Raw genomic sequence first — 23,166 nt, 5'->3', positions numbered from 1 at the left:
GGTTTGCAGCCGAAATCGGCTCCGCCGCCCGGCCCGATTCGGTCAGCCGGGCAACCGCCGGTTGATCAGCAGCGCCGCCAGCGCAGCCGCGGCCAGCAGAAAGGCGCCCAGCCGCATCCAGCCGGTGCTGGCGTCACCCTTGATGGTCTCGTAGCCGATCTGCTCCTGCAGCGTGCCGTAGACCTCCTTGAGCTGCTCGAGAGTCGCCGCGTTGTAGGCACTGCCGCCGGACAGGTCGGCGATGCGCTCGAGCATCTCGTCGTCGACCGGCACCGGCTGACGCTGCTCGTTGATCTCCACGTAGCCGTACGGGGTGCCGAACGAGATGGTGGAGATCGGCACGCCCTGGTCCTTGGCGGTGCGCGCGGCGGTGTAGGCCCCCTTCGGGTTGTCCGGATTCGACGGCACCGTCTCCTTGCCGTCGGAGAGCAGCACGATGCGCGCCGGCGGCGGTTCGTCACCCCCGCCGATCACCGCCCCGACCGTGGCGATCGCCTGCAGCGCGGTGAAGATGCCCTCCCCGGTGGCGGTCCGGTCGGCCAGTTGCAGCCGGTCGATCGCGTTCTTGGTGGCCTCCCGGTCGGTGGTCGGCGACACCAGCACCGTCGCGGTTCCGGCATAGGAGATCAACCCGAGGTTGATGCCCGGGGTCAGTTCGTCGGCGAACTGTTTGGCGGCCTCCTGCGCGGCCACCAGCCGACTCGGTTCCACGTCGGTGGCCCGCATCGACTGCGACACGTCGATCACCAGCATCACCACCGCTCGGTTGCGGGGGATGCGGATGTCGTGGGTGGGGCCGGCCATCGCCACCGTCAGCACCACCAGTGACAGCGCCAGCAGCGTGGCGGGCAGATGCCGCCAGCGCGACGGCCGCCGCGGTGCCACGCTCTCCAGCAGTTCCATGTTGGCGAACCGCAGCATGCGCTTGTGCCGGGCGCGTTGCACCACGATGTACAGCGCGATGATGCCGAGCACGACCAGGAAGAACAGGAAGAACCACGCGTGCTCGAAGCCCGTCAGGCTCATCGGCCCGAGAAGCGGTAATGTCATGTGCCAGTTGTCATTTCGTCGTCGATAACCACGGCGTCAGATATGGTTCGCCACCGTCCTCATCGGCGCGCCGCCATGGCGCTGCGGCGGCGCTGGGCCACGAACCGCACCACGTCGGCGATCCAGTCCCGGTCGGTGCGCAGGCTCAGCAACGGCGCGTCACACCGCCGCAGCGTGCGGGCCACCTCTGCGCGGTGCGCCGCGGCGGCCTTCTCGAAGTCGGCGCGCAGCTGCTCGTCGATGGTGAACTCCCGCACCACGCCGGTCTCCGGATCCTGCAGGATCACATCGCCCACATCGGGCAGTTCCACATCGCGCGGGTCGAGCACCTCGATGCCGAGCACCTCGTGGCGTCCGGAGATCGCCCGCAGCGGACGCATCCAGTTGATGGGCCCGAGGAAGTCGCTGATGATGACGGCCATTCCGCGGCGGCGTTCCGGCCGGCGCAGCGCATCGATGGCCGTCGCCAGATCACCGCGGACGCCGACCGGCGCCGGCGGTGTGGTGGCGATCGCCCGCAACACCTCGTGCTCGTGCATGCGCCCGGAGAGCGCCGGCACCCGGCGCATGGTCTCGCCGTTGGAGATCACCGCGCCGAGCCGGTTGCCGCCGCCGCTGTTGAGGAAGGCGATCGCGGCCGCGGCGGCCACCGCCAGGTCCCGCTTCTCGCAGCCGGCGGTGCCGAAGTCCAGGCTGGCCGACATGTCGACCACAAGCCAGGTCTCCAGTTCGCGGTCGGCGATCATCTGCCGCACGTGCGGAACCGTGGTGCGCGCGGTGACCGACCAGTCCATCCGCCGCACGTCGTCGCCGGGTTGATAGATCCGCGACTCCCCCGGCTCCGATCCTGGGCCGGGCAGCAGCCCGAGATGGTTGCCGTGCAGCACCCCGTCGAGTTTGTGCCGCACGATCAGTTCGAGTTTGCGCAGCGCCGCGGTCAGCGCGGGGTCACGGATCTCGCCGCGCTGCAGCGACGGCAGGTCGACCGTCCGCCCGCCGGTACCGGTCACCGACCACTGGCCGCGGTCGCGGCGGTAGGCATCGGCTGGGCCGGCGGCGCCTGCTGCGGCACGGCGTTCACCTGCGGCAGCGCCACCGTCTGCAGGATGCGGTTGATCACGGTCTCCGCGGTGACCTCGTCGGCCAGGGCGTCATAGGTCAGCACCAGGCGGTGCCGCAGCACGTCCGGGATGACCTCGACGACGTCCTGCGGGATGACGTAATCGCGGCCCCGCACCAGCGCCAGCGCCCGGGCGGCGGCGATGATGCCCAGCGAGGCGCGCGGCGAGGCGCCGTAGGCGATCCACGCCTTGGCGTCGGGCATCCCGAACTTCTCCGGTTCCCGGGTCGCGGTGACCACCCGCACCACGTAGTCGACCAGGGCGTGGTGCACGAAGTTGTTGGCCGCCACCTCCTGCAGCCGCAGCAGGTCACCGGGCGCGAGCACCTGTTTGGGTTCCGGCGGCTTGACGCCCATCCGGTAGATGATCTCGCGCTCCTCCTCCGGCGACGGGTAGTCGATGTTCAGTTTGAACAGGAACCGGTCCCGCTGCGCCTCCGGCAGGGCGTACACGCCCTCCTGCTCGATCGGGTTCTGGGTGGCCATCACCAGGAACGGCTTCGGCAGCAGGAACGTCTTGCCGCCGATCGAGATCTTGCGTTCGGCCATCACCTCCAGCAGCGCCGACTGCACCTTGGCCGGTGCGCGGTTGATCTCGTCGGCGAGCAGGAAGTTGACCATCACCGGGCCGAGTTCGATGTCGAACTCCTCTTTGCCCTGGCGGTAGATCCGGGTGCCGACGATGTCGGTGGGCACCAGGTCGGGGGTGAACTGGATGCGGGCGAAGGTGCCGCCGACGACCCGGGCGAAGGTCTCCACGGCCAGCGTCTTGGCGACCCCGGGCACACCCTCGAGCAGCACGTGCCCCTTGGCCAGCAGGCCCACCAGCATCCGCTCGACCAGTTGGTCCTGGCCGACGATGATGCGTTTGACCTCGAAGATGGTCCGTTCCAGCGTGTGCACGTCGGCCTGCAGACCGGACTGACCGCCGTTGGTCGGGGGCGCGGCGTGCGAGCCCGCCGGATAACCCGGGGCAGGGGCCGATCCGGAATACCCTCCGGAGCCCTGCTGGGGCCCACTCGGTGACGTCATGCGCAGTTCCTCCACGTTGGTGCTTACACGCTGGTTGGGACGGCACCATGCCGATGCGCCCGTCGTCAACTATTCCAGGCACTGCGGAATCCGTCGACGGTGACCGTCCGGCTTCACCGCGCGCTCAGGAACCCCTCAGGTTTCGATGATGCGCGCGGCGTAGGGCTGCAGGCCCGCGGTGCGCACCGGACCGGCCACCACTTTGCCGGCGCTGCCGGACGCCTCCAGCATCTGGCCGTTGCCGAGGTAGAGCGCGACGTGTTGGCTGCCACCGGGACCCCAGAACAGCAGATCGCCCCGCTTGGCCTGCGACACCGGCACCTTGCGCCCGGTGTTGTACTGGTCGCCGGAGTACTTGGGGATCAGCACGCCGACCCCGGCGAACGCGAACTGGGTGAAGCCCGAGCAGTCGAAGCCGACCGTGTTGGCGCCGGACCCGACCCCGGTGCTGGGCCCGCTGGGTTTCCCGCCGCCCCATGAGTAGGGCACGCCCAGCTGGGAGGCGCCGCGCCGGATGACGTACTCGATGGCCTGCGGACCGCGGACCCGCCCCGGCGCGACGCTGCTCACCGGTTGTGAACCGCCCAGCCCGATGCTGGCGAGGAACTTGCGGCCGAGATCCATCGTCACCTGGGTGGCCTGCGCGGTGGCGGCCAGCGAGGCGTTGGCGATGGCCAGCGGATCGCCCGGGGCGCCGGCGCTGATCAGTTTGGGCAGGGTGGGGTCCCACTGACCGTCGTCGGGCGCCGCGGTGGCCGGGCCGGCGGCGGCGATGAGCACCCCCAGCCCCAGGATGGCCGGGATCAGCGGGCGGAGCAGGCGGAAGGTCTTGGAACGCAGAAGGATCACCACTCGATGTAGCGGACGACGTAGGGGGTCATGCCGCTGGTGCGAACGGGCGAGATCTTGACGTGGGAGCCGGTGTAGGGCGCCTCGATCATCTGCCCGTTGCCCAGATAGATGGTCACGTGCTGACTGCCGCCCGGGCCGTAGAAGATGACGTCGCCGCGGCGCATCTGGGCGGACGGGATCTTGCGGCCCAGGTTGTACTGCGCACCGGAGTAGTGCGGCAGTTTGATGCCCACGCCGGCGAAGGCGTAGAGCACCAGCCCGGAGCAGTCGAATCCGACGGTGTTGGCGCCGGAGTCGATGCCGCGGCTGGGGCCGGCCGCGTTGCCGCCGCCCCACGAGTACGGGACACCGATCTGCGACATGGCCCGCTGGATCACGTACTCGGTGGCCTGGCGGCCGTAGACCCGCGGGATGCCGCCTTCGTTCGTGTAGCCGGTGGGGGTGGGAACCAGGCCGAGCCGCTGCAGGAATCTGCGGCCCAGATCGGCGGTGACCTGCGCGGAGGTCGCGGCGATCTGCAGGGACGCGTTGATGATCGCGATCGGGTCGCCGCTGACGAAGGCGCTCGGGATGGCCGGCAACGTCAGGTCCCACTGGCTCGGATCGCCGTACGGGACCACCGGCCCGCCGGGCGCACGGTCCCAGTTCCGGGCCGGGTCCTGGGTCCCGCTCGCGGCGCCGGGTGTCGGCGCGGCCGCGGGGGCCGAACCGTTGGCGCCGGAGGTCGCCCCAGCGGTCGCCGCCGACATCGTGCGGACCTCGTTCAACTTCGCCTGGGCGGCTTCCCGCTCGGCGGTGAGCTTCTGCAGTTCGGCCTGCTGCGCGCCGAACGTCTCCTGCGCCTCGGTCAGCGCGTTCACCGCCGCCTCCTGGCTGGCCTGGGCGGCGGCCAACTTCTCGTCGGCGCGCTGTTTGGCCAGCCGGGCCAGAGATTCCTTGTTCACCTGTTCGGTGCGGGCCTGCTGCAGGTTCTTCATCACCTGCTGGGCGCTGGTCGCCAGCACCTGACCGGCCACCGCGGTGTCGAGCACGTCAGCGGGGTCGGAGGCGGTCAGATAGGACACCGACGGGCCGTTGACATACGTCGCCGCCGCGAAGGTGTCGAACCGCTTCTGCGCGTCTTCGATTGCGGTGTTGGCGGTTTCGACACTCTCCTGGGCGGCCTTGAGTTCCGCCTGCGCGGCCTCGGCGGCGTCGCGGGCCTCCTGCAGATCGACGAGCGCCTTGTTGACGCTCTCCTTCTTCTGCTGGACCGCCGCGCCGAGCTCCTGCAATTTCTGGTTGACGTTCGCGACCGCGGCGACCAGCGTGGCGACCTCGTTGGGATCTCCCGGATCGGCCACCGCGACGCTGCCGCAGTTGATCGTCGTCGCCAGCGCCATCCCGACAATGAGCGGCACCGCACACACTCGGCCGCCCCAGCGGGCGGCGGAGGCGCGAAAACTGCGTCCCATTCGACTCATGTCTCCTATGGCTCAACGCGAACGTTCACCACTGTTGTGGTCCGCCTTTTGCGCAGGAGTCACGTTGTTCCCAACTACAACAAGAGGCGCCTTTCGCACCGTAAGCCACAGGAAGCGCGCATGAAACTTATGTCACAAACTACACGTTTGTAATTGAGAAGACTGTGACCAAACGGTGATTTTCGACCGCATTTCTTGATGTCCGCCTGGGTGTTTCGTCGCCGAAATGGTCGAATGTCGTTGCCCCGCCACGGACCCGACCCTGCGCCCGGCCCTGCGCCCGGCCCTGGGCCCGGCCAGGCAAAGCGCCATCACTGCTTGTCGGCCGGCGCGCAGTTGCCGTGACCGTGCGTCGGCCGCGCCGGGCGAGACCTGACTGCACCGGATGTGCACCGACTGCGCCGGGAGTGCACTCACCCATTCGACCGTGCGACCACGGCGCGAAAACCCGCCAAACCCCGCAGCAGCAGCACAACCACCACCGCCAACGCACCCTCACCACAGCGACCGCACACCCGCCGCAGCAGCGGCACAGCGACGACGGCCGACGGCCACGCCCGCACGACCCAAAACCAGCCGACGGTCCACAATCCGGCAACACCCCAGCGAGTGCACCATGGCCGCGCCGGGCGTGACCTGGCCGCGCCGGGCGAGACCTGACTGCACCGGATGTGCACCGACTGCGCCGGGAGTGCACTCACCCATTCGACCGTGCGACCACGGCGCGAAAACCCGCCAAACCCCGCAGCAGCAGCACAACCACCACCGCCAACGCACCCTCACCACAGCGGCCGCACATCCGCCGCAGCAGCGGCAGCCTCACCGCAGGCCGCGGGTCAGCCCTCCAACTCCCCTTCGGTCTCCAGCAGCACCTGCCGCAGCGCATCGAGCGTGGAGGCCTCGGGTTTCTCCCACATCCCGCGTCCGGCGGCCTCCAGCAGACGCTCGGCCATCCCGTGCAGCGCCCACGGATTGGACTCCGCCATGAACTTGCGGTTCTCCTCGTCGAGCACGTACTGCTGGGTGAGCTGCTCGTACATCCAGTCGGCCATCACGTTCGCGGTGGCGTCGTAACCGAACAGGTAGTCCACCGTGGCGGCCATCTCGAACGCGCCCTTGTACCCGTGCCGGCGCATGGCGTTCATCCACCGCGGGTTGACCACCCGGGCCCGGAACACCCGGGCGGTCTCCTCGTGCAGGGTGCGGGTTCGCACCGAGTCAGGCCGGGTGTTGTCGCCGATGTAGGCCGCCGGGTCCTTGCCGGTGAGCGCCCGCACCGTGGCGACCATCCCGCCGTGGTACTGGAAATAGTCGTCGGAGTCGGCGATGTCGTGTTCTCGGGTGTCGGTGTTCTTGGCGGCCACGACGATCCGGCGGTACTGCCGGGTCATGTCGTCGGCGGCCGGCGCACCGTCCAGCCCGCGGCCGTAGGCGAAGCCGCCCCAGGCGGTGTAGACCTGGGCGAGGTCGGCGTCGTCGCGCCAGTTACGGCTGTCGATCAACTGCAGCAGCCCCGCGCCGTAGGTTCCCGGCTTGGAACCGAAAATCCTCGTGGTGGCGCGACGATGGTCACCGTGCTCGGCGAGATCGGCCTGGGCGTGGGCACGGACGTAGTTGTGCTCGGCCGGCTCGTCGAGCCCGGCCACCAGTTGCACCGCATCGTCGAGCATGGTGACCACATGCGGGAACGCGTCCCGGAAGAATCCGGATATCCGCACCGTCACATCGATGCGCGGCCGCCCCAGCTCGTCCAGCGGGATCGGCTCCAGGTCGACCACACGCCTGGATGCGTCGTCCCAGATCGGTCGAACCCCCAGCAGCGCAAGCACTTCGGCGATGTCGTCACCGGCGGTGCGCATCGCCGAGGTTCCCCACACCGACAGCCCCACCGACTCGGGCCACCGGCCGTGATCCTCGCGGAACCGGTTGAGGAGCGAATCCGCCAGTGCCACACCGGTTTCCCAGGCCAACTTGGACGGCACCGCCTTGGGGTCCACCGAGTAGAAGTTGCGGCCGGTGGGCAACACGTTGACCAGTCCGCGCAGCGGTGAACCGGACGGTCCGGCCTCGATGAACCGCCCGTCCAGCGCGCGCAGCACCTGCTCGATCTCACGCGCGGTACCGGCCAGCCGGGGCACCACCTCGGTCGCGGCGAACCGCAGAATCTCCGCGACGGCCGGGTTGTCGGCGATCCGGTCGGCGGCAGCCGGATCCCAGCCGCTGGCCTGCAGTTCGGCGACGTAACCGCGGGCCGCAGCCTCCACCGCGTCGACGGTGGCGCGTTCGTCCCGGCCGTCCTCGGACAGCCCCAGCGCCTGCCGCAGACCGGGCACGGTCTGCTCACCGCCGAACAGCTGGCGGGACCGCAGGATCGCCAGCACCAGGTCGAGTTCGGCCTCCCCCTGCGGGGTCTGGCCGAGAATGTGCAGCCCGTCGCGGATCTGCACGTCCTTGATCTCGCACAGCCAGCCGTCGACGTGCAGCAGCATGTCGTCGAAGGAGTCCTCGTCCGGCCGTTCCTCGAGGCCCAGATCGTGATCCATCTTCGCCGCCCGCATCAACGTCCAGATCTGCTGGCGGATGGCCGGCAGTTTCGCCGGGTCCAGCGCGGACACGTTGGCGTGCTCATCGAGAAGCTGTTCCAGCCGCGCGATGTCGCCGTAGGTCTCGGCGCGCGCCATCGGGGGGATCAGGTGGTCGACCAGCGTGGCGTGGGCGCGGCGTTTGGCCTGGGTGCCTTCGCCGGGATCGTTGACCAGGAACGGGTAGATCAGCGGCAGATCCCCCAGCGCGGCGTCCGGACCGCACTGGGCCGACATGCCCAGCGTCTTGCCCGGCAACCATTCCAGATTGCCGTGCTTGCCCAGGTGCACCACGACGTCGGCGCCGAAACCGTTCGGGAAGGTGTTGTCCAGCCACCGGTATGCGGCCAGATAGTGGTGACTGGGCGGCAGATCCGGGTCGTGGTAGATGGCCACCGGGTTCTCCCCGAAGCCGCGCGGCGGCTGCACCATCAGCACCACGTTGCCCGCCTGCAGCGCGGCGATCACGATCTCCCCGTCCGGGTCCCGGCTGCGGTCGACGAACAGCTCGCCGGGCGGCGGACCCCAGTGCTCGACCACCGCGTCGGCGAATTCGGCGGGGAGGGTGTCGAACCACGCGCGGTAGTCCTTGGCCGACACCCGGATCGGGTTCTCGGTGAACTGTTTGTCGGTCACCCAGTCCGGATCCTGTCCCCCGCGTTCGATCAGCGCATGCATCAACGCGTCACCGTCGCCGGCGTCCAGCCCGGGGATGTCACCGATCTGATACCCCTTGTCCCGCAGGGCTTTCAGCAGCGCCACCGCGCTTGCCGGGGTGTCCAGGCCGACGGCGTTGCCGATCCGGGCGTGTTTGGTCGGATACGCCGAGAACACCAGGGCCACCCGCTTGTCCGCGGCCTCCACGGCACGTAGCCGCGCGTAGCGCACCGCCAGCCCGGCCACCCGCGCACAGCGCTCCCGGTCGGGCACATAGGAGGTCAGTCCCTCGTCGTCGATCTCCTTGAACGAGAACGGGACGGTGATGATCCGGCCGTCGAATTCGGGCACCGCCACCTGGCTGGCGACGTCGAGCGGTGACAGCCCGTCGTCGTTGTCCACCCATTGCGCCCGGGAACTGGTCAGACACAACCCCTGCAGGATGGGCATGTCCAGCGCGGCCAGATGCGCGACGTTCCAGCTGTCGTCGTCGCCGCCGGCCGACACCGCCGCCGGTACCGCTCCCCCGGCCGCCAGCACGGTGGTGATCAACGCGTCGGCGGTGCCGAGCAGTTCGAGCAGTTCGGGTTCGGCGGTGCGCAGCGAGGCACAGTACACCGGCAACGCCCGTCCGCCGGCGGCTTCGATGGCCTCGCACAGCGCCTCGACGTAGGCGGTGTTGCCGGCCAGATGCTGGGCGCGGTAGTAGAGCACCGCGATGGTGGGCCCGTCGGTCCGGACCGCCGTCCGTTCCAGCAGGCCCCAGCTGGGGGTGAGCGACGGAGGTTCGAAGCCGAAGCCGGTCATCAGCACCGTGTCGCACAGGAACGCGTACAGGTTCGCGAGGTTGTCGGTGCCACCCTGGGCCAGGTAGATGTGCGCCTGCAGGGCCGCCCCCTGCGGCGTGGTGGAGTGCTCCATCAAATCGGCGTCGGGGGTCTGCTCGCCGCTGACCACGACGGTCGGGATGCCACTGGCGACCACCGTGTCGATGCCGTCCTGCCAGGCCCGATATCCGCCGAGGATGCGGATGACGGCGATGTCGGTGCCGGTCAGCAGCTCGTCGAGCTCCCCGTCCACCAGCCGCGACGGATTCGCCCAGCGGTAACGGGCGCCGCTCGCGCGGGCGGTGATCAGGTCGGTGTCAGAGGTTGACAGCAGTAATACGGTCGGCCGGGTATCCGGCTCGGCAGTCGGCTGGGCCACGCATCATTCGTACCCCAGGCCCACCCCGGGCGGACGCCCACCCTCACCGCTGGTGACGGACCGGCCCGGCCTCCCACTGCCAGGAGAACCGGGAGGAAACCCCGGTTGAGAAGGCCGGGTCCGGGTCACTCGCCCCAGCGCGCGTACCAGGTCTGCCCGTACGGCAGGCCGACGAGCGCGATCAGGATCAGCACGGCCACGAAGACGGCGATCAGTGCAGACATCATCGCTCCTTTCATTTACCCGATACCCGCGGTATCGGGTCGTTCCTGAAACGTACGGCATGACGGGCGTCAAGTGCGCGATCTGTGTGTGACGGAACACGTTTGACAGACCTGTGATGCGCGTCACATCCATGGCCGAAACACCCGGCAGCGTACGGTGGACGCGTGGAACGTGCGCGTGAACACGACGCCTGCCCCGGCGCCCTGTCGGTGCACCCGGCGGCCGACGGCGCGCTGGCCCGCATCCGACTGCCCGGCGGCATGCTCACGCCGGCGCAACTGACCGCACTGGCCGATGCGGCACGCCGATTCGGTTCGGAAGCAATGGAACTCACCTCCCGAGGCAACATCCAGATCCGCGGGATCAGCGACCCGGCCGCGGTGGCCGACGCCGTTGCCGCCGCCGGTCTGCTGCCGTCGCCGACACATGAGACGGTGCGCAACATCGTCGCCTCCCCGCTGTCCGGCCGCTGCGGCGGCGCCACCGACATCCGGCCCTGGGTGACCCGGCTCGATCACGCCATCCAGTCCGAATTGGCGCTGGCGGCGTTGCCGGGCCGGTTCCTGTTCGGCATCGACGACGGCCGCGGGGACATCGCGGCGCTGGCCGCCGATGTGGCCGTGCAGACGCTCGGAGCGTCCGGCGACGAGGCGGCGGTGCTGCTGGCCGGGCGCGACAGCGGCGTCCGGGTGGCCGCCGGGGACGCCGTCGAGGTCATGGTCACCGTCGCCAGACGATTCACCGCGAGCCGCGGCGGCGCCTGGCGGATCGCCGAACTCGACGACACCTCGGCGTTGCTCGACGGGTTCGCACGCAGGGCCGCTCCCGCCCCGGCCACACCGGCTCCCCGTCCGCCGATCGGGTGGATCCCGCAGGACGACGGGCGAGTCACGCTCGCCGCCGGGGTGCCGCTGGGAGTGCTGACCGCCCGGCTGGCCGAGTTCCTGGCCGCGATCGACGCGCCGCTGATCGTCACCCCGTGGCGGTCGGTGCTGGTGTGCGACCTCGACGAGGGCGTCGCCGACACGGCCGTGCGGGTGCTTGCGCCGCTGGGCCTGATCTTCGACGAGAACTCGCCGTGGCTGCGGATCAGTTCCTGCACCGGGCTGCCCGGGTGCGCGCGGTCGGCCGCCGACGTCCGCGCCGACGCCGCCCGGGCCGCCACCGAAGCGGCTCCGCCCGGGCAGACCCGGGTGCACCGGCACTTCGTCGGCTGCGAGCGGGCCTGCGGCACACCGCCGGGCGCGCAGGTGCTGGTGGCGACGGGAGAGGGATACCGGCTGCGCAACCCCCACCCGTAAGGTTGTCCGCGTGCTCGACTACATCCGCGACGCCGCGGAGATCTACCGGCAGTCGTTCGCGACGATCCGCGCCGAGGCCGATCTGACCCGGTTTCCCGCCGATGTCGCCCGGGTGGTGGTGCGGTTGATCCACACCTGCGGACAGGTGGACCTCACCGAGCACATCGCGTTCACCGACGATGTCGTCATCCGCGCGCATGGGGCACTGGCCGGCGGGGCCCCGATCCTGTGTGATTCGTCGATGGTCGCCGCCGGGATCACCCGGTCCCGGTTGCCCGCCGACAACGAGGTGGTGTCGCTGGTCGCCGACGCACGCGCCGCCGACCTCGCGGCGCGGCTGGGCACCACCCGCTCGGCGGCCGCGGTGGACCTGTGGGCCGAGCGGCTCGGCGGTGCGGTGCTGGCCATCGGCAACGCCCCGACCGCGCTGTTCCGGTTGCTCGAACTCCTCGACGACGGCGCACCGGTGCCCGCGGCCGTGCTCGGCGGACCGGTCGGCTTCGTCGGCTCGGCGCAGTCCAAACAGGAGCTGATCGACCGTCCGCGCGGTATGTCGTATCTGGTGGTGACCGGCCGGCGCGGCGGCAGCGCGATGGCCGCCGCCGCGGTGAACGCGATTGCGAGCGAGAAGGAATGACCGTCTCGCAACACGGGGGGGCGCAACACAGGGGCACGCTCTACGGCGTCGGTCTCGGGCCCGGCGACCCGGAACTGGTGACGGTCAAGGCCGCCCGGGTGATCGGCGAGGCCGATGTGGTCGCCTACCACAGCGCCCGGCACGGCCGCAGCATCGCCCGCAGCATCGCCGAACCGTACCTGCGTCCCGGGCAGCTCGAAGAGCACCTGGTGTATCCGGTGACCACCGAGACCACCGACCATCCGGGCGGCTACGCCGGGGCGATGGAGGACTTCTACACCGAGGCGGCCGACCGCATCGCCGCCCATTTGGAGGCCGGCCGGGACGTGGCGCTGCTGGCCGAGGGCGATCCGCTGTTCTACAGCTCCTACATGCACATGCACACCCGGCTCACCGAGCGGTTCGACGCGGTGATCGTGCCGGGCGTGACGTCGGTGAGCGCGGCCTCGGCGGCGACGGGCACCCCGCTGGTGCAGGGCGACGAGGTGTTGTCGATCCTGCCCGGCACCCTGCCCGCCGATGAACTGACCCGCCGGCTCGCCGACACCGACGCCGCGGTCGTGCTCAAACTCGGCCGCTCCTACCCCACTGTCCGCCAAGCACTCTCGGATGCCGGCCGGCTGGACGAGGCGTTCTATGTCGAACGGGCCAGCACACCCGCACAGCGGGTGGCGCCGGCCGGTGAGGTCGACGCCGAGAGGGTGCCGTACTTCTCGCTGGCGATGGTGCCGAGTGCGGTGAACCGCCCGGCCCGCACCGGCACCGGCAGTGTCGCGGTGGTGGGCCTGGGTCCCGGCGACCCGGACTGGATGACCCCGCAGTCCCGTCGCGAGCTGGCGGCCGCCACCGATCTCATCGGCTATGGCCCGTATCTGGACCGGATCCCGGTGCGGGCCGGGCAACGTCGCCACCCCAGCGACAACACCGACGAGCCGGCCCGGGCGCGGCTGGCGTGCAGCCTGGCCGAACAGGGTTGTGCGGTGGCGGTGGTGTCCTCCGGCGATCCGGGGGTGTTCGCGATGGCCACCGCGGTGTTGGAGGAGGCCCGCGCCTGGCCCGGGGTGCAGGTCCGGGTCGTTCCGGCGATGACGGCCGCCCAGGCCGTCGCCAGCCGGGTGGGGGCGCCGCTGGGACATGACTACGCGGTGATCTCGCTGTCCGACCGGCTCAAGCCCTGGGACGTCATCGCCGCCCGGTTGAAGGCCGCCGCGAGCGCGGATCTGGTGCTGGCCATCTACAACCCGGCGTCGAAGACCCGCACCTGGCAGGTCGGCGCGATGCGCGATCTGCTGCTGGAGCACCGCGATCCGGCCACCCCGGTGGTGATCGGCCGCGACGTGTCCGGGCCGCAGGAGTCGGTTCGGGTGGTGCGGCTGGCCGAACTGGATCCCGCCGACGTCGACATGCGCTGCCTGCTGATCATCGGCTCCTCGCAGACGCGCTGGTACACCGATGGCGGTGACCGGGTGTTCACCCCGCGCCGCTATCCGGGATGACCACCCCGGTCGGGTCGACCGCAGGCTGACTGCTGTCGAAGATCGTTGACAGCTGTCAGCGACCGCGATAGTGTCCCGCGTCACAGTTGCGACGACGGGAGAGGCGATGGCGCAGCACGGCCTGTCGGTGCGGTCCCCGACCGACCGGCGCCAACCACTGCGCAGCGATCAGCGCCGCACCGCGATCCTGGCCGCCCTCGACGAGCAACTGCGGGTGACCGGTTTCGAACGCCTCAACATCGCCGAGGTGGCCCGGCAGGCGGGAGTCACCCGGTCGGCGTTCTACTTCTACTTCGAGAACAAGGCGGCCGCGGTGGCGGCGCTGCTCGACCCGATGTATGACGACGTGTTCGCCGCCAACGACCTGCTGACCGCCGACGGTGATCCGCGGCAGCGGATCCGGGCGATGATCGAAACGCTGCTGGACACCGGGGAACGGCACCGCTACCTGCTGCAGGCCATGCTGGAGGCGCGCGCGGTCAGCAGTTCGGTGCGCACCCTGTGGGACACCGCCCGGGAATCGTTCGTTCCGGCGGTCGCGGCGATGATCCGCACCGAGCGGTCCGCCGGCCGGGCGCCCGACGGTTGCGATCCGGTGGTGCTGGCCACCGCGCTGCTGGAGTTCAACGACCGTCTGCTGGAGCGGTTCACCGCCGGGACGGCGTTGTCGCGGCAGCAGTTGCGCGACGGCGCCGAAGCCGTGTGGCTGGGCAGCATCTATCCGGGCCCGATCGGCGGACCCGGTCCCCGTCCCGATCCACGTCCCGATCGACATCCCGAATCGACACCGTCGAGCAGATTCTGAGCAGATGAGGGCACCATCATGAGCACTGTTCTGTCCATCCCGAGCGGGCCGGCCGAGGTGACGCCCGAGTGGCTGTCGACCGTGCTGAGCGCCGACGGCACCCCGGTGCGGGTGCGCAGCGTCGATGTGGTGCCGATCGGCACCGGCCAGACCGGTGCGACGTACCGCCTCACCGTCGGCTATGAGACCGAACGGGCCGATCTGCCGCCGACGTTCGCGATCAAGTTGCCCGCCCAGGACGAGTCGGTGCGCGAACGGGTGGCGCTCGGCTACCGCGCCGAACACGCCTTCTACACCCGGGTGGCGGCGCACATGGCGATTCCGGTGCCGCACTGCTACCACTGCGAGATCGGCGGTGACGGAGCGGAATTCGCGATGCTGATGGCCGATATGGCGCCGGCCGTGCAGGGGGATCAGATCGTCGGTTGCAGCCCGGCGGAGGCCCGGCTGGCGGTCACCGCGCTGGCCGGCCTGCACGGCCCGAGCTGGTGCGATCCGCAGTGGGCCGATGTGCCCGGTATCGCGATGCCCAAACCCGATGACGCCGCGGCGGAGGGGCTCGGCGAGATCGCCGAGATGGCCGCGGACATCACCATCGACAAGCTCGGCCCCCGGATGCGCCCGGAGGACCGGGAGACCACGCTGACGGCCATGTCGATGGTGACCGCGTGGCTGCGCACCGAGAAGTCCAGATTCGCGCTGATGCACGGCGACTACCGGCTCGACAACATGTTGTTCGACCCGGACCGCACCCGGGTCACCGTCGTGGACTGGCAGACCATGGGCGCCGGGCTGCCCGCCCGCGACCTGTCCTATTTCCTCGGGACCAGCCTGCTGCCCGAGGTCCGGTCGGAGGTGGAACGGGACCTCGTCGAGGTCTACCACCGCGCGCTGAGGAGCCATGGAGTCGCCGATTACGACAGCGAAACCTGTTGGCGGGATTACCGATTGGGGATGCTGCAGGTGCCGTTGCTGACGGTGCTGGGATTCGCCTTCGCGGCGTCGACCGAGCGCGGCGACGACATGATGCTGACCATGCTGGAGCGCGGCGGCCGGGCGATCCGCGAACTGGACAGCCTGGAACTGGTCAACCCCGCAGCGAGCTGACCCAGTCCACCGCCTCGGCGACGGTACTCACCGTCGTGACACCCGGAGGCAGCGCCGGCCGGTCCACCATGATCACCGGGATGTTCAGCTCCGCCGCGGCGTCGAGTTTGGCCCGGGTCATCCGTCCGCCGCTGTTCTTGGTGACCAACGCGTCGATCCGATGGTGTCGCAGCAGGTTCCGCTCGCCCTCGAGGTGGTAGGGGCCGCGCGACAACAGCAGCTCATGGCGCCGCGGCAACACCCGCTGCTCCGGTGGGGTGACCACCCGGATCAGAAACCATGCGTCCACGTCGGTGAACGCCGGCAGGCTGGAGCGCCCCGAGGTCACGAACACCCTGGTGAACCGGTGCTCCCGCACCGCCCGGGCGGCGTCACGGTCGGACCGGACGACGATCGCACCGTCGGTGGGCCAGGCCGGCCGCACCAGCACCAGGTGCGGCACCCCGGTGTCGGCGCACACCTGCGCCGCGGTGGCGGTCATGGTCGCCGCGAACGGATGGGTCGCGTCGATCACGGCGTCGACCGGGTTCTCCGAGAGCCAGCGGCGCAACCCCTGCGGCCCGCCGAATCCTCCGATCCGCACGTCGCCGACCGGCAGCGCCGGGTCGGGGACCCGGCCGGCCAGCGAGCTGATCACGCCGACGTCGGGGTGCAGGCGCGCGGCCAGTGCGCGGGCCTCCCCGGTGCCGCCGAGCAGCAGGATGCGCATCAGTGCCGGCTCCCCCGCCGCCGTCCCGCCGAGTACAGGTAGCTGTCGGTGAACCCCTCCGCGGCCAACACGTCGCCCACGATGATCACCGCGGTCTTGGTGATGCCGGCCTGCCGCATCTGTTCGGCGATGTCGGCCAGCGTGCCGCGCAGCACCGTCTGCTCCGGCCAGCTGGCGAATGCCACTACTGCACAGGGGGTTTCGGGACGGTAGCCACCCTCCAGCAGCTTCGGCACGATCGCGTCGATCTGAGCGGCGGCCAGGTGCAGCACCAGGGTGGCGCCGGGTTTCGACAAGGTGACCAGGTCCTCACCGGGCGGCATCGCGGTCGACAGGGTGGCCACCCGGGTCAGCGTGACCGTCTGCGCCACCCCGGGGACGGTCAGTTCCCGGCCCAGCGCGGCCGCCGCGGCGGCGAACGCCGGCACGCCGGGAACGATCTCGTAGTCGATGCCGAGCGCGTCGAGCCGGCGGCACTGCTCGGCCAGCGCACTGTAGATGGCCGGATCCCCGGAGTGCAGCCGGGCCACGTCCAGGCCCCGGGCGTGGGCGTCGGCCAGCTCGGCGACGATCTGGTCGAGCGTGAGCGGTCCGGTGTCGACGATGCGGGCATCCGGCGGGCAGAGCGCGAGCAGATCGTCGGGCATGATCGAACCGGCGTACAGGCAGACCGGGCAGCGGCTCAGCAGCCGCTGCCCGCGGACCGTGATGAGATCGGCCGCGCCCGGCCCGGCCCCGATGAAGTAGACGGTCATCGTTTCGTCACCGACCACTGGGTGACCGGGTAGGCGGGCCGCCACCCGGTGAAGCGTCCGATCGGCTCTCCACGGTAGTGCTGATAGCGGCGCAGTTCTCCACCTCGTTCCGAATACCATTGAGCCAAGACGGCTTCTGACTCGGCAGTGACCGCATTGGCCACCAGTCGTCCGCCGGCGGGCAACCGCTGCAGGCAGGCCTCGAGCAGCCCGTCGCCGGTCACTCCCCCGCCGACGAAGATCGCCGCCGGATCCGGCGCCCCACCGAATGCGGCGGGCGCGGCGCCGAACACCTGCACCGGCGCACCGAAGGCGGCGGCGTTCGCGGTGATCCGCTCTCTGCGCTGCTCGTCCTGTTCGAACGCCACTGCGCGGCAACCGGTTGCGCTGCGGCACCACTCGATGGCGATGCTGCCGGAGCCGGCCCCGACGTCCCACAGCAGTTCACCCGGCCGGGGCGCCAGCGCGGCGAGGGTGACCGCCCGGATGCTCTGTTTGGTGAGCTGACCGTCGTGGTCGAACTGATCGTCGGGCAGCACCTGGCCCTGCCGAGCGTCGGGAAGGTAGTGCACCGCGATGACATTGAGATCGTCGACGTCGGTGGGCGGGTCGGCGGCCCACCGCTCGGCGGTGCCGTCGCGCCGGCGTTCGCGGGGCCCGCCGAGTTGTTCGAGGACGGCCAACCGCGACTCACCGCGTCCGGTCCGGGCGAGCAGCCGGGCCAGGGCTGCGGGTGTGCCGCCGTCGCGGGACAGCACCACCGCGCGGCCACCCCGGCGCACCGCGGTGTGCACCTCGGCGGTGACCACGCTGATCACCTCGGTGTCCTGCACCGGCCAGCCCATCCGGGCACAGGCCAGCGTCACGCTGGAGACATGCGGCAGGATCCGCACCCGGTCGGTTCCGAAGTGCCGGATCAGGGTGGCGCCGATACCGTGCAGCAACGGATCCCCGCTGGCCAGCACGTGCGGATCGGTGTCGGGATCCAGCGACCGCAGCGCCGGCAGCAGCGGTGACGGCCACGCGCGGCGCTCGGCGGTGACGGTGTCGTCGAGCAGACCGAGTTGCCGTTCGGATCCGTAGATGACGGTGGCCCGGGCCAGTTCGGCGCGCGACTCCGCCGACAGCCCGGCCATCCCGTCGGCGCCGATGCCGACCACGGTGATCATGTACGGTCCCCCCGGCTCATCGCGGCATCCTGCGCCACACGAACCGCGGCACGAACCTCATCGTGACCGCCAGCGGGCCGATCACCCGCGGCACCCACACCGCACGTCTGCCCCGCGCGAGCGCCCTGGCCGCCGCGTTGGCGACCTGCGCGGGGGTGCTGGCGAACGGCGCCGGATCCATGCCCTCGGTCATCCGCCCGATGACGAACCCGGGCCGCACGATCAGCAGGTGCACACCCGTGCCGTGCAACGCGTCGGCCAGCCCGCTGGCGAACCCGTCCAGCCCGGCCTTGGCCGAACCGTAGACGTAGTTGGCGCGACGCACGCGGGCCCCGGCGATCGACGAGAACACCACCAGCCTGCCGCGTCCGGCCGCCCGCATCCGATCGGCCAGCACCGTGAGCAGGCTGACCTGCGCGACGTAGTCGGTGTGCACGATCTGTACCGCATGGGCCGGATCGGATTCGGCGCGGGCCTGATCGCCGAGGATGCCGAAGGCCAGCACCGCGGTGTCGATCGGGCCGAACTCGTCGACGATCCCGGAGACCAGCGGCGCGTGCGAGTCCAGATCGTCGGCGTCGAATTCGCGGGTGTGCACGGCCGCGGCGCCGGCGGCGGCCACCGCGGCCACCTGGTCGTCGAGGCGGTCCGCCCGCCGCGCCGCCAGCAGCACCGTCGCCCCGGGCGCCAGTCTCGCCGCCAGTTCGGCGCCGATCTCGCTGCGACCGCCGAAGATCACCACCAGCCCGCCCGTGTCTTTCATCGCAGCGATTATCACCTGCGCTAGCGTGGACACCGATGGCAACTTCAGGTGGCAAGGCAACCACCCGGCTCACCAACGATGCGTTGGCGTTCCTGTCGGAGCGCCATCTGGCCATGTTGACCACGTTGCGCACGGACGGTTCGCCGCATGTGGTCGCCGTCGGATTCACGTTCGACCCGCAGACCCACATCGCCCGGGTGATCACCAGCGGTGGCTCGCAGAAGGCGCTCAACGCCGAGCGGCAGGGCGTGGCGGTGCTGAGCCAGGTCGACGGCGCGCGTTGGCTGTCGCTGGAGGGTAAGGCGTCGGTCAACACCGATCCGGCCGCCGTGCGCGACGCCGAGTTGCGCTACGCCCAGCGTTACCGCACCCCGCGGCCCAATCCGCGCCGGGTGGTGATCGAGGTGCTCGTCGAACGGGTGCTCGGATCGTCGCACCTGCTCGACCGCACCCCCGCCCCGGCCGACTGACCGGGCATCAGACCGGCACCACCACCACCAGCTCGTGCGGGCGGTGGTTGACCGGCTCCGCCCCGTCGGCGGTGACGATGACGATGTCCTCGATCCGCGCGCCCCACTGCCCCGGGAAGTAGATGCCGGGCTCCACGCTGAACGCCATCCCCGCTTCGAGCGGCACATTGTTGCCGGCGACGATGTAGGGCTCCTCGTGCACCGACAGACCGATGCCGTGTCCGGTGCGGTGCACGAACGCCTCGGCGAGTCCCTCGGCGGCCAGCACATCGCGGGCGGCGGCGTCGATCTGCTCCGCGGTCACCCCGGGCCGCACCGCGTCGACCGCGGCCCGCTGGGCGCGTTGCAGCACCGCGTATCTGCGGGCGATCTCCGGATCCGGTTCGCCGATGCTGTAGGTGCGGGTGCAGTCGGAGTGATAGCCCGGCGCGTACGGCCCGCCGATGTCCACCACGACGATGTCACCGACCTGCAGGGTGCGGTCCGAACATTCGTGGTGCGGATCGGCACCGTGCGGACCCGATCCGACGATGATGAACGCGACATCGGAATGCCCCTCGGCGACAATGGCTTCGGCGATGTCCGCGGCAACGTCGGCCTCGGTGCGGCCGGGCACCAGGAACTCGGGCACCCGGGCGTGCACCCGGTCGATCGCCGCACCGGCCTTGCGTAGCGCGTCGATCTCGGCCGGGTCCTTGATCATCCGCAACCTCCGCAGCACCGAGGTGGCCAGCACCGGCACGCTGCCCAGCAGGTCGGTCAGCGGGAGCAGGTGCAGGGCGGGCATCGAATCCGTGACGGCGGGCCGCCCCGACGGACCGGCGCCGAGCGCCTCGGCCACCAGCCGGTACGGGTCGTCACCGTCCACCCAGTCCCGCACCGTCAGCCCCAGCTCGGGCACCGCCGAATCCTTCAGCACCGCCAGTTCCAGCCGCGGCAGCACCAGGGTCGGTTCCCCGCTCGCCGGGACCACCAGCGCCATCAGCCGCTCGAAGGTCTGCGCCCGCGACCCGGTGAGGTACTGCAGGTCGTAGCCCGGGGTGATGACCAGCCCGGAGAGGCCGGCTTCGGCGGTTGCGGCGGCGGCCGCCCGCAGCCGGGTCGCGTACACGTCGGTGCTGAATCGGTTGGCACTCATGTTTTGAGGCTACTGTGAGCGGGTGTTGCGTGACATTCGTGAGCTCGCCGACGACCCCGAAGCCTACGCCGCCGAACTGCGCCGCCGCTGGGGCGGACTGCTGAGTTACCGCTACATCGGCCGATTCCACTCCTCGATGGATGTCGGTCCGTACGACGACACCGTCACCGTGCGCCGCGACATGCGTGACGCCGGCGGTGCGCTGCTGTTGTCGGTGCTCAGCATCGCCGCCCCGGAGAGCGGGCACATGTCCGATCTGGAGGCGGTGCCGAACCCGGTCATCCACTCGTGTCAGCTGTTGGACCCGGGCCGCGACGTCACCCGCTTCGAGGTGGTGTCCGAGGAACTCAAACGCGGCCGGCGGCTCGGCTACAGCCGCGCCAAGATCGTCGACGCCGACGACCCGGGCCGCACGCTGGCGCTGATCGAGGGTCAGGGCGTCGCGATCGGCGTCCCGCCGGACGGTCTGCAGAAGATGGACACCAAACCGCTGGACATCGCGGATTCGCCGGACCTACCGCCGCTGTGGCAGGTGTTCGGCGGTGAGCGCCGCGACGACGGCCGCTGGGCGCTGCGGGAGTTGACCGAGGAGGTCGCCTCCCCGGACGCGGCGCTGCATGTGGGACCGCAGTTCGTGATCCTGGAGACCGCCGCCCGCGAGGCCGCCGGGGTTGCGGTGCACGGCGTCTCCTCGCATGTGATGTTCCTGGCCCGCGGCAAGAAGGGTCCGTTCCGGGTGGACACCGAGACGCTGCCGGGCGCCGACGGGCTGATCGGGGTGCGGGCCGTGCTGCACGACGAGGGCGCCGGGGACAAACCCATCACCTCGGCGGCCTACCAGTTCCGGCGGGTGCAGCGGTGAGCGCTCCGCTGCTGCTGCTCGACGGCGCCAGCATGTGGTTCCGTTCGTATTTCGCGTTGCCGTCGTCGATCACCGCACCGGACGGCCGGCCCGTCAACGCGGTGCGGGGCTTCCTCGACACGGTGGCCAATCTGATCAGCCGGGAGCGGCCGGCCCGGCTGGTGGTGTGCCGCGACGACGACTGGCGTCCCCGGTGGCGGGTCGATCTGATCCCGTCGTACAAGGCACACCGGGTGCTGCAGGAGAGCCCGGGCGATGACACCCCCGACGTCGAGGACGTGCCCGACGACCTCACCCCGCAGGAGGACATGATCTTCGCGCTGCTCGACGCGTTCGGGATCGCGACCGCGGGCGCACCGGGCTACGAGGCCGACGACGTGCTCGGCACGCTGGCGGCCCGGGAGCGACGCGATCCGGTGCTGGTGGTGAGCGGTGACCGCGATCTGCTGCAGCTGGTGGCCGATGAGCCGGTGCCGGTCCGGGTGCTGTACCTGGGCCGGGGTATGGCCAAGGCCACCAAGTGGGGGCCGGTGGAGGTGGCCGAACAGTACGGGGTGCCTGTGGACCGGGCCGGTCCGGCCTACGCCGAGCTGGCGCTGCTGCGCGGTGATCCCTCCGACGGGCTGCCCGGGGTGCCGGGCATCGGGGAGAAGACCGCCGCGGCGCTGCTGGCCGAGTACGGCTCGCTGACGGCGATCGTGGCCGCCGCCGAGGACCCGTCGTCGTCCATGCCGAAGGCCCAGCGCACCAGACTGCGGGCGGCCGCCGACTACATCGAACGGGCCGGTGCGGTGGTCCGGGTCGCGACCGACGCGCCGGTCAGCTTCTCCACCGGGTCGGACCGGCTGCCGTTGGCGGCCGCCGATCCGCGCCGGGTGGCCGACCTGGCCGCCGAGTTCGGGGTGACCTCGGCGGTCGGCCGACTGCAGAAGGCGCTCGACGAGCTTCCGGATTGACCGGCCGTGGTTACTGGGGGCGGCCCACCTGGTAGGTGCCGTCGTCGTCGAGGAAGGTCACGGTCACCCGCCGTTTGGTGCCGTCGATGCTGACCTCGCAGGTGAAGCTGGTGTCCTTCTTCACCGTCGGGCTCTCCCCGTCGTTGCAGACCACATCGCGGACGTTCTTCGCGCCGTAGCCGTTCGTCTCGTCGGTGAGGATCTGCTGGACACCGGTCTGGGCGGCGTTGACGTCGAGCTTGGTGGTGATGAGGAAGCCCGGCTTCCACAGGCCCAGCACCAGCACGGCGATCACGACCAGCCCGAGCACCCCGCCGAGCACGCCGAGCAGCATCTTCGACTTCGGACCCGAGCCCTCCGCACGCGCTGCGTCATACGGCGGGAACTGACCGTACTGGCCGGGCTGCTGACCGAACTGACCCGGCTGCTGACCGTAGGGCGGCGCGCCGAACTGCCCGGGCGGCTGGCCGTACTGGCCGAACTGCCCCGGCTGGCCGGGCTGCCCGTAGGCGGCCGGGTTGTACTCGGTGGGCTGCGGCGGCGGATACGCCGGCTGTCCGGGCTGTTGGTACGGCGGATACGGCTGCTGACCGTAGGCGGGCGGCTGCCACTGCTGCTGCCCCTCGGCACCGGCCTGCGGCTGCTCGGATCCGGAAGCCGTTGGCTGCCACGGGTTCTGCCCCGCCGCGGTCGGATCACCCGACGGCTGGTCCTGTCCCGGCGCCGGCTGACCAGACCACGGCTGCGTGGGATCCGGTCCCTGCGGTCCGCTCATCGTGTCTCCTTGGTCGGATAAAAGTCGTCTGCTGGC

General features: G+C 70.6%; 20 protein-coding genes. 8 read left to right on the top strand and 12 right to left on the bottom strand.

All coding sequences use genetic code 11. The annotated features are described in order from the left end of the window. Positions 1-42 precede the first annotated feature (42 nt). The 6 genes from CKW28_RS09785 to cobN form a co-directional block, all read right to left on the bottom strand. Positions 43-1,050, bottom strand: a complete 1,008-nt coding sequence (locus CKW28_RS09785; protein ID WP_003923440.1) for a VWA domain-containing protein — start codon at positions 1,048-1,050, stop codon at positions 43-45. Positions 1,051-1,109: 59 nt separating this feature from the next. Next, on the bottom strand, positions 1,110-2,060 hold the full coding sequence (locus CKW28_RS09780) for a DUF58 domain-containing protein (protein WP_003923439.1): 951 nt from the start codon (positions 2,058-2,060) through the stop codon (positions 1,110-1,112). Further along, positions 2,057-3,202, bottom strand: a complete 1,146-nt coding sequence (moxR1, locus tag CKW28_RS09775; protein ID WP_040545818.1) for a chaperone MoxR1 — start codon at positions 3,200-3,202, stop codon at positions 2,057-2,059. Before moxR1 ends, CKW28_RS09780 begins: the two co-directional genes overlap by 4 nt. Before the next feature lie 135 nt (positions 3,203-3,337). Beyond that, positions 3,338-4,021, bottom strand: coding sequence for an NlpC/P60 family peptidoglycan endopeptidase RipB (gene ripB / locus CKW28_RS09770; protein WP_085975073.1), 684 nt, complete (start codon positions 4,019-4,021; stop codon positions 3,338-3,340). A gap of 26 nt (positions 4,022-4,047) precedes the next feature. Then, on the bottom strand, positions 4,048-5,508 hold the full coding sequence (gene ripA / locus CKW28_RS09765; RefSeq protein ID WP_040545792.1) for an NlpC/P60 family peptidoglycan endopeptidase RipA: 1,461 nt from the start codon (positions 5,506-5,508) through the stop codon (positions 4,048-4,050). An 845-nt stretch (positions 5,509-6,353) separates the two neighbouring features. Next, a complete protein-coding gene (gene cobN / locus CKW28_RS09760; RefSeq protein WP_003923432.1) occupies positions 6,354-9,962 on the bottom strand; it encodes a cobaltochelatase subunit CobN in 3,609 nt (1,202 codons plus the stop codon). A gap of 389 nt (positions 9,963-10,351) precedes the next feature. Here cobN and cobG point away from each other — a divergent pair, with 389 nt between their 5' ends. The 5 genes from cobG (at position 10,352) to CKW28_RS09735 (ending at position 15,533) form a co-directional block, all read left to right on the top strand. Continuing rightward, the gene (cobG, locus tag CKW28_RS09755; RefSeq protein WP_003923428.1) at positions 10,352-11,488 is read left to right on the top strand and encodes a precorrin-3B synthase; all 1,137 of its coding nucleotides are present in this window, start codon (positions 10,352-10,354) and stop codon (positions 11,486-11,488) included. Positions 11,489-11,498: 10 nt separating this feature from the next. Further along, a complete protein-coding gene (locus CKW28_RS09750) occupies positions 11,499-12,125 on the top strand; it encodes a precorrin-8X methylmutase (protein WP_003923426.1) in 627 nt (208 codons plus the stop codon). Then, entirely contained in the window at positions 12,122-13,621 is a 1,500-nt protein-coding gene (locus CKW28_RS09745; protein ID WP_003923425.1) for a precorrin-2 C(20)-methyltransferase, read from the top strand. The genes CKW28_RS09750 and CKW28_RS09745 overlap by 4 nt, the downstream gene beginning before the upstream one ends. Positions 13,622-13,727: 106 nt before the next feature. Further along, entirely contained in the window at positions 13,728-14,426 is a 699-nt protein-coding gene (locus CKW28_RS09740; protein WP_003923423.1) for a TetR/AcrR family transcriptional regulator, read from the top strand. 18 nt (positions 14,427-14,444) lie between these two features. Then, positions 14,445-15,533 carry a phosphotransferase family protein gene (locus CKW28_RS09735; RefSeq protein ID WP_003923421.1) on the top strand — a complete coding sequence of 363 codons (1,089 nt, stop codon included), beginning with the start codon at positions 14,445-14,447 and terminating at the stop codon, positions 15,531-15,533. Here CKW28_RS09735 and CKW28_RS09730 read toward each other — a convergent pair. From CKW28_RS09730 to dprE2, 4 genes are read right to left on the bottom strand one after another with little or no spacing between them, the layout of a single operon-like run. Continuing rightward, positions 15,514-16,242: a cobalt-precorrin-6A reductase gene (locus tag CKW28_RS09730; protein WP_003923420.1), complete on the bottom strand. Its 729-nt coding sequence runs from the start codon at positions 16,240-16,242 to the stop codon at positions 15,514-15,516. The two genes, CKW28_RS09735 and CKW28_RS09730, sit on opposite strands and share 20 nt — an antisense overlap. Further along, positions 16,242-16,997 carry a precorrin-4 C(11)-methyltransferase gene (gene cobM / locus CKW28_RS09725; RefSeq protein WP_003923419.1) on the bottom strand — a complete coding sequence of 252 codons (756 nt, stop codon included), beginning with the start codon at positions 16,995-16,997 and terminating at the stop codon, positions 16,242-16,244. Before cobM ends, CKW28_RS09730 begins: the two co-directional genes overlap by 1 nt. After that, on the bottom strand, positions 16,994-18,166 hold the full coding sequence (locus CKW28_RS09720) for a bifunctional cobalt-precorrin-7 (C(5))-methyltransferase/cobalt-precorrin-6B (C(15))-methyltransferase (protein ID WP_003923418.1): 1,173 nt from the start codon (positions 18,164-18,166) through the stop codon (positions 16,994-16,996). Before CKW28_RS09720 ends, cobM begins: the two co-directional genes overlap by 4 nt. Positions 18,167-18,182: 16 nt before the next feature. Further along, positions 18,183-18,929, bottom strand: a complete 747-nt coding sequence (dprE2, locus tag CKW28_RS09715; protein WP_003923417.1) for a decaprenylphospho-beta-D-erythro-pentofuranosid-2-ulose 2-reductase — start codon at positions 18,927-18,929, stop codon at positions 18,183-18,185. Between the two features lie 35 nt (positions 18,930-18,964). Here dprE2 and CKW28_RS09710 point away from each other — a divergent pair, with 35 nt between their 5' ends. Then, positions 18,965-19,399, top strand: a complete 435-nt coding sequence (locus CKW28_RS09710; protein WP_003923416.1) for a F420-dependent biliverdin reductase — start codon at positions 18,965-18,967, stop codon at positions 19,397-19,399. A 7-nt stretch (positions 19,400-19,406) separates the two neighbouring features. Here the strand turns inward: CKW28_RS09710 and CKW28_RS09705 are convergent, their stop codons facing one another. Next, on the bottom strand, positions 19,407-20,537 hold the full coding sequence (locus tag CKW28_RS09705) for a M24 family metallopeptidase (protein ID WP_003923415.1): 1,131 nt from the start codon (positions 20,535-20,537) through the stop codon (positions 19,407-19,409). Between the two features lie 22 nt (positions 20,538-20,559). On the opposite strand from CKW28_RS09705, the gene CKW28_RS09700 reads away from it, so the two are divergent. Together CKW28_RS09700 and CKW28_RS09695 are read left to right on the top strand one after the other, a co-directional pair. Beyond that, the gene (locus CKW28_RS09700; RefSeq protein WP_003923414.1) at positions 20,560-21,399 is read left to right on the top strand and encodes a hypothetical protein; all 840 of its coding nucleotides are present in this window, start codon (positions 20,560-20,562) and stop codon (positions 21,397-21,399) included. Continuing rightward, entirely contained in the window at positions 21,396-22,355 is a 960-nt protein-coding gene (locus CKW28_RS09695; protein ID WP_003923413.1) for a 5'-3' exonuclease, read from the top strand. Before CKW28_RS09700 ends, CKW28_RS09695 begins: the two co-directional genes overlap by 4 nt. A 10-nt stretch (positions 22,356-22,365) precedes the next feature. Here the strand turns inward: CKW28_RS09695 and CKW28_RS09690 are convergent, their stop codons facing one another. Continuing rightward, positions 22,366-23,130 (bottom strand): DUF4333 domain-containing protein, encoded by a 765-nt coding sequence (locus CKW28_RS09690; protein WP_003923412.1) that lies wholly within the window; start codon positions 23,128-23,130, stop codon positions 22,366-22,368. Positions 23,131-23,166 lie beyond the last annotated feature (36 nt).

It is taken from the genome of Mycolicibacterium thermoresistibile, from assembly GCF_900187065.1.
In the GTDB taxonomy this organism is placed as follows: Bacteria; Actinomycetota; Actinomycetes; order Mycobacteriales; family Mycobacteriaceae; genus Mycobacterium; species Mycobacterium thermoresistibile.
Note: the sequence above shows the minus strand (reverse complement) of the source record. Positions and strands in the feature narration are given on the sequence as shown.

Bases quoted from the DNA above. Each gene is read 5' to 3' on its own strand.
- dprE2 (WP_003923417.1), bottom strand. From the start codon at position 18,929: ATGAAAGACACGGGCGGGCTGGTGGTGATCTTCGGCGGTCGCAGCGAG.
- CKW28_RS09710 (WP_003923416.1), top strand. From the start codon at position 18,965: ATGGCAACTTCAGGTGGCAAGGCAACCACCCGGCTCACCAACGATGCG.
- CKW28_RS09745 (WP_003923425.1), top strand. From the start codon at position 12,122: ATGACCGTCTCGCAACACGGGGGGGCGCAACACAGGGGCACGCTCTAC.
- ripA (WP_040545792.1), bottom strand. From the start codon at position 5,508: ATGGGACGCAGTTTTCGCGCCTCCGCCGCCCGCTGGGGCGGCCGAGTG.
- CKW28_RS09705 (WP_003923415.1), bottom strand. From the start codon at position 20,537: ATGAGTGCCAACCGATTCAGCACCGACGTGTACGCGACCCGGCTGCGG.
- cobM (WP_003923419.1), bottom strand. From the start codon at position 16,997: ATGACCGTCTACTTCATCGGGGCCGGGCCGGGCGCGGCCGATCTCATC.
- CKW28_RS09730 (WP_003923420.1), bottom strand. From the start codon at position 16,242: ATGCGCATCCTGCTGCTCGGCGGCACCGGGGAGGCCCGCGCACTGGCC.
- CKW28_RS09720 (WP_003923418.1), bottom strand. From the start codon at position 18,166: ATGATCACCGTGGTCGGCATCGGCGCCGACGGGATGGCCGGGCTGTCG.
- CKW28_RS09785 (WP_003923440.1), bottom strand. From the start codon at position 1,050: ATGACATTACCGCTTCTCGGGCCGATGAGCCTGACGGGCTTCGAGCAC.
- moxR1 (WP_040545818.1), bottom strand. From the start codon at position 3,202: ATGACGTCACCGAGTGGGCCCCAGCAGGGCTCCGGAGGGTATTCCGGA.
- CKW28_RS09735 (WP_003923421.1), top strand. From the start codon at position 14,445: ATGAGCACTGTTCTGTCCATCCCGAGCGGGCCGGCCGAGGTGACGCCC.
- CKW28_RS09740 (WP_003923423.1), top strand. From the start codon at position 13,728: ATGGCGCAGCACGGCCTGTCGGTGCGGTCCCCGACCGACCGGCGCCAA.
- CKW28_RS09690 (WP_003923412.1), bottom strand. From the start codon at position 23,130: ATGAGCGGACCGCAGGGACCGGATCCCACGCAGCCGTGGTCTGGTCAG.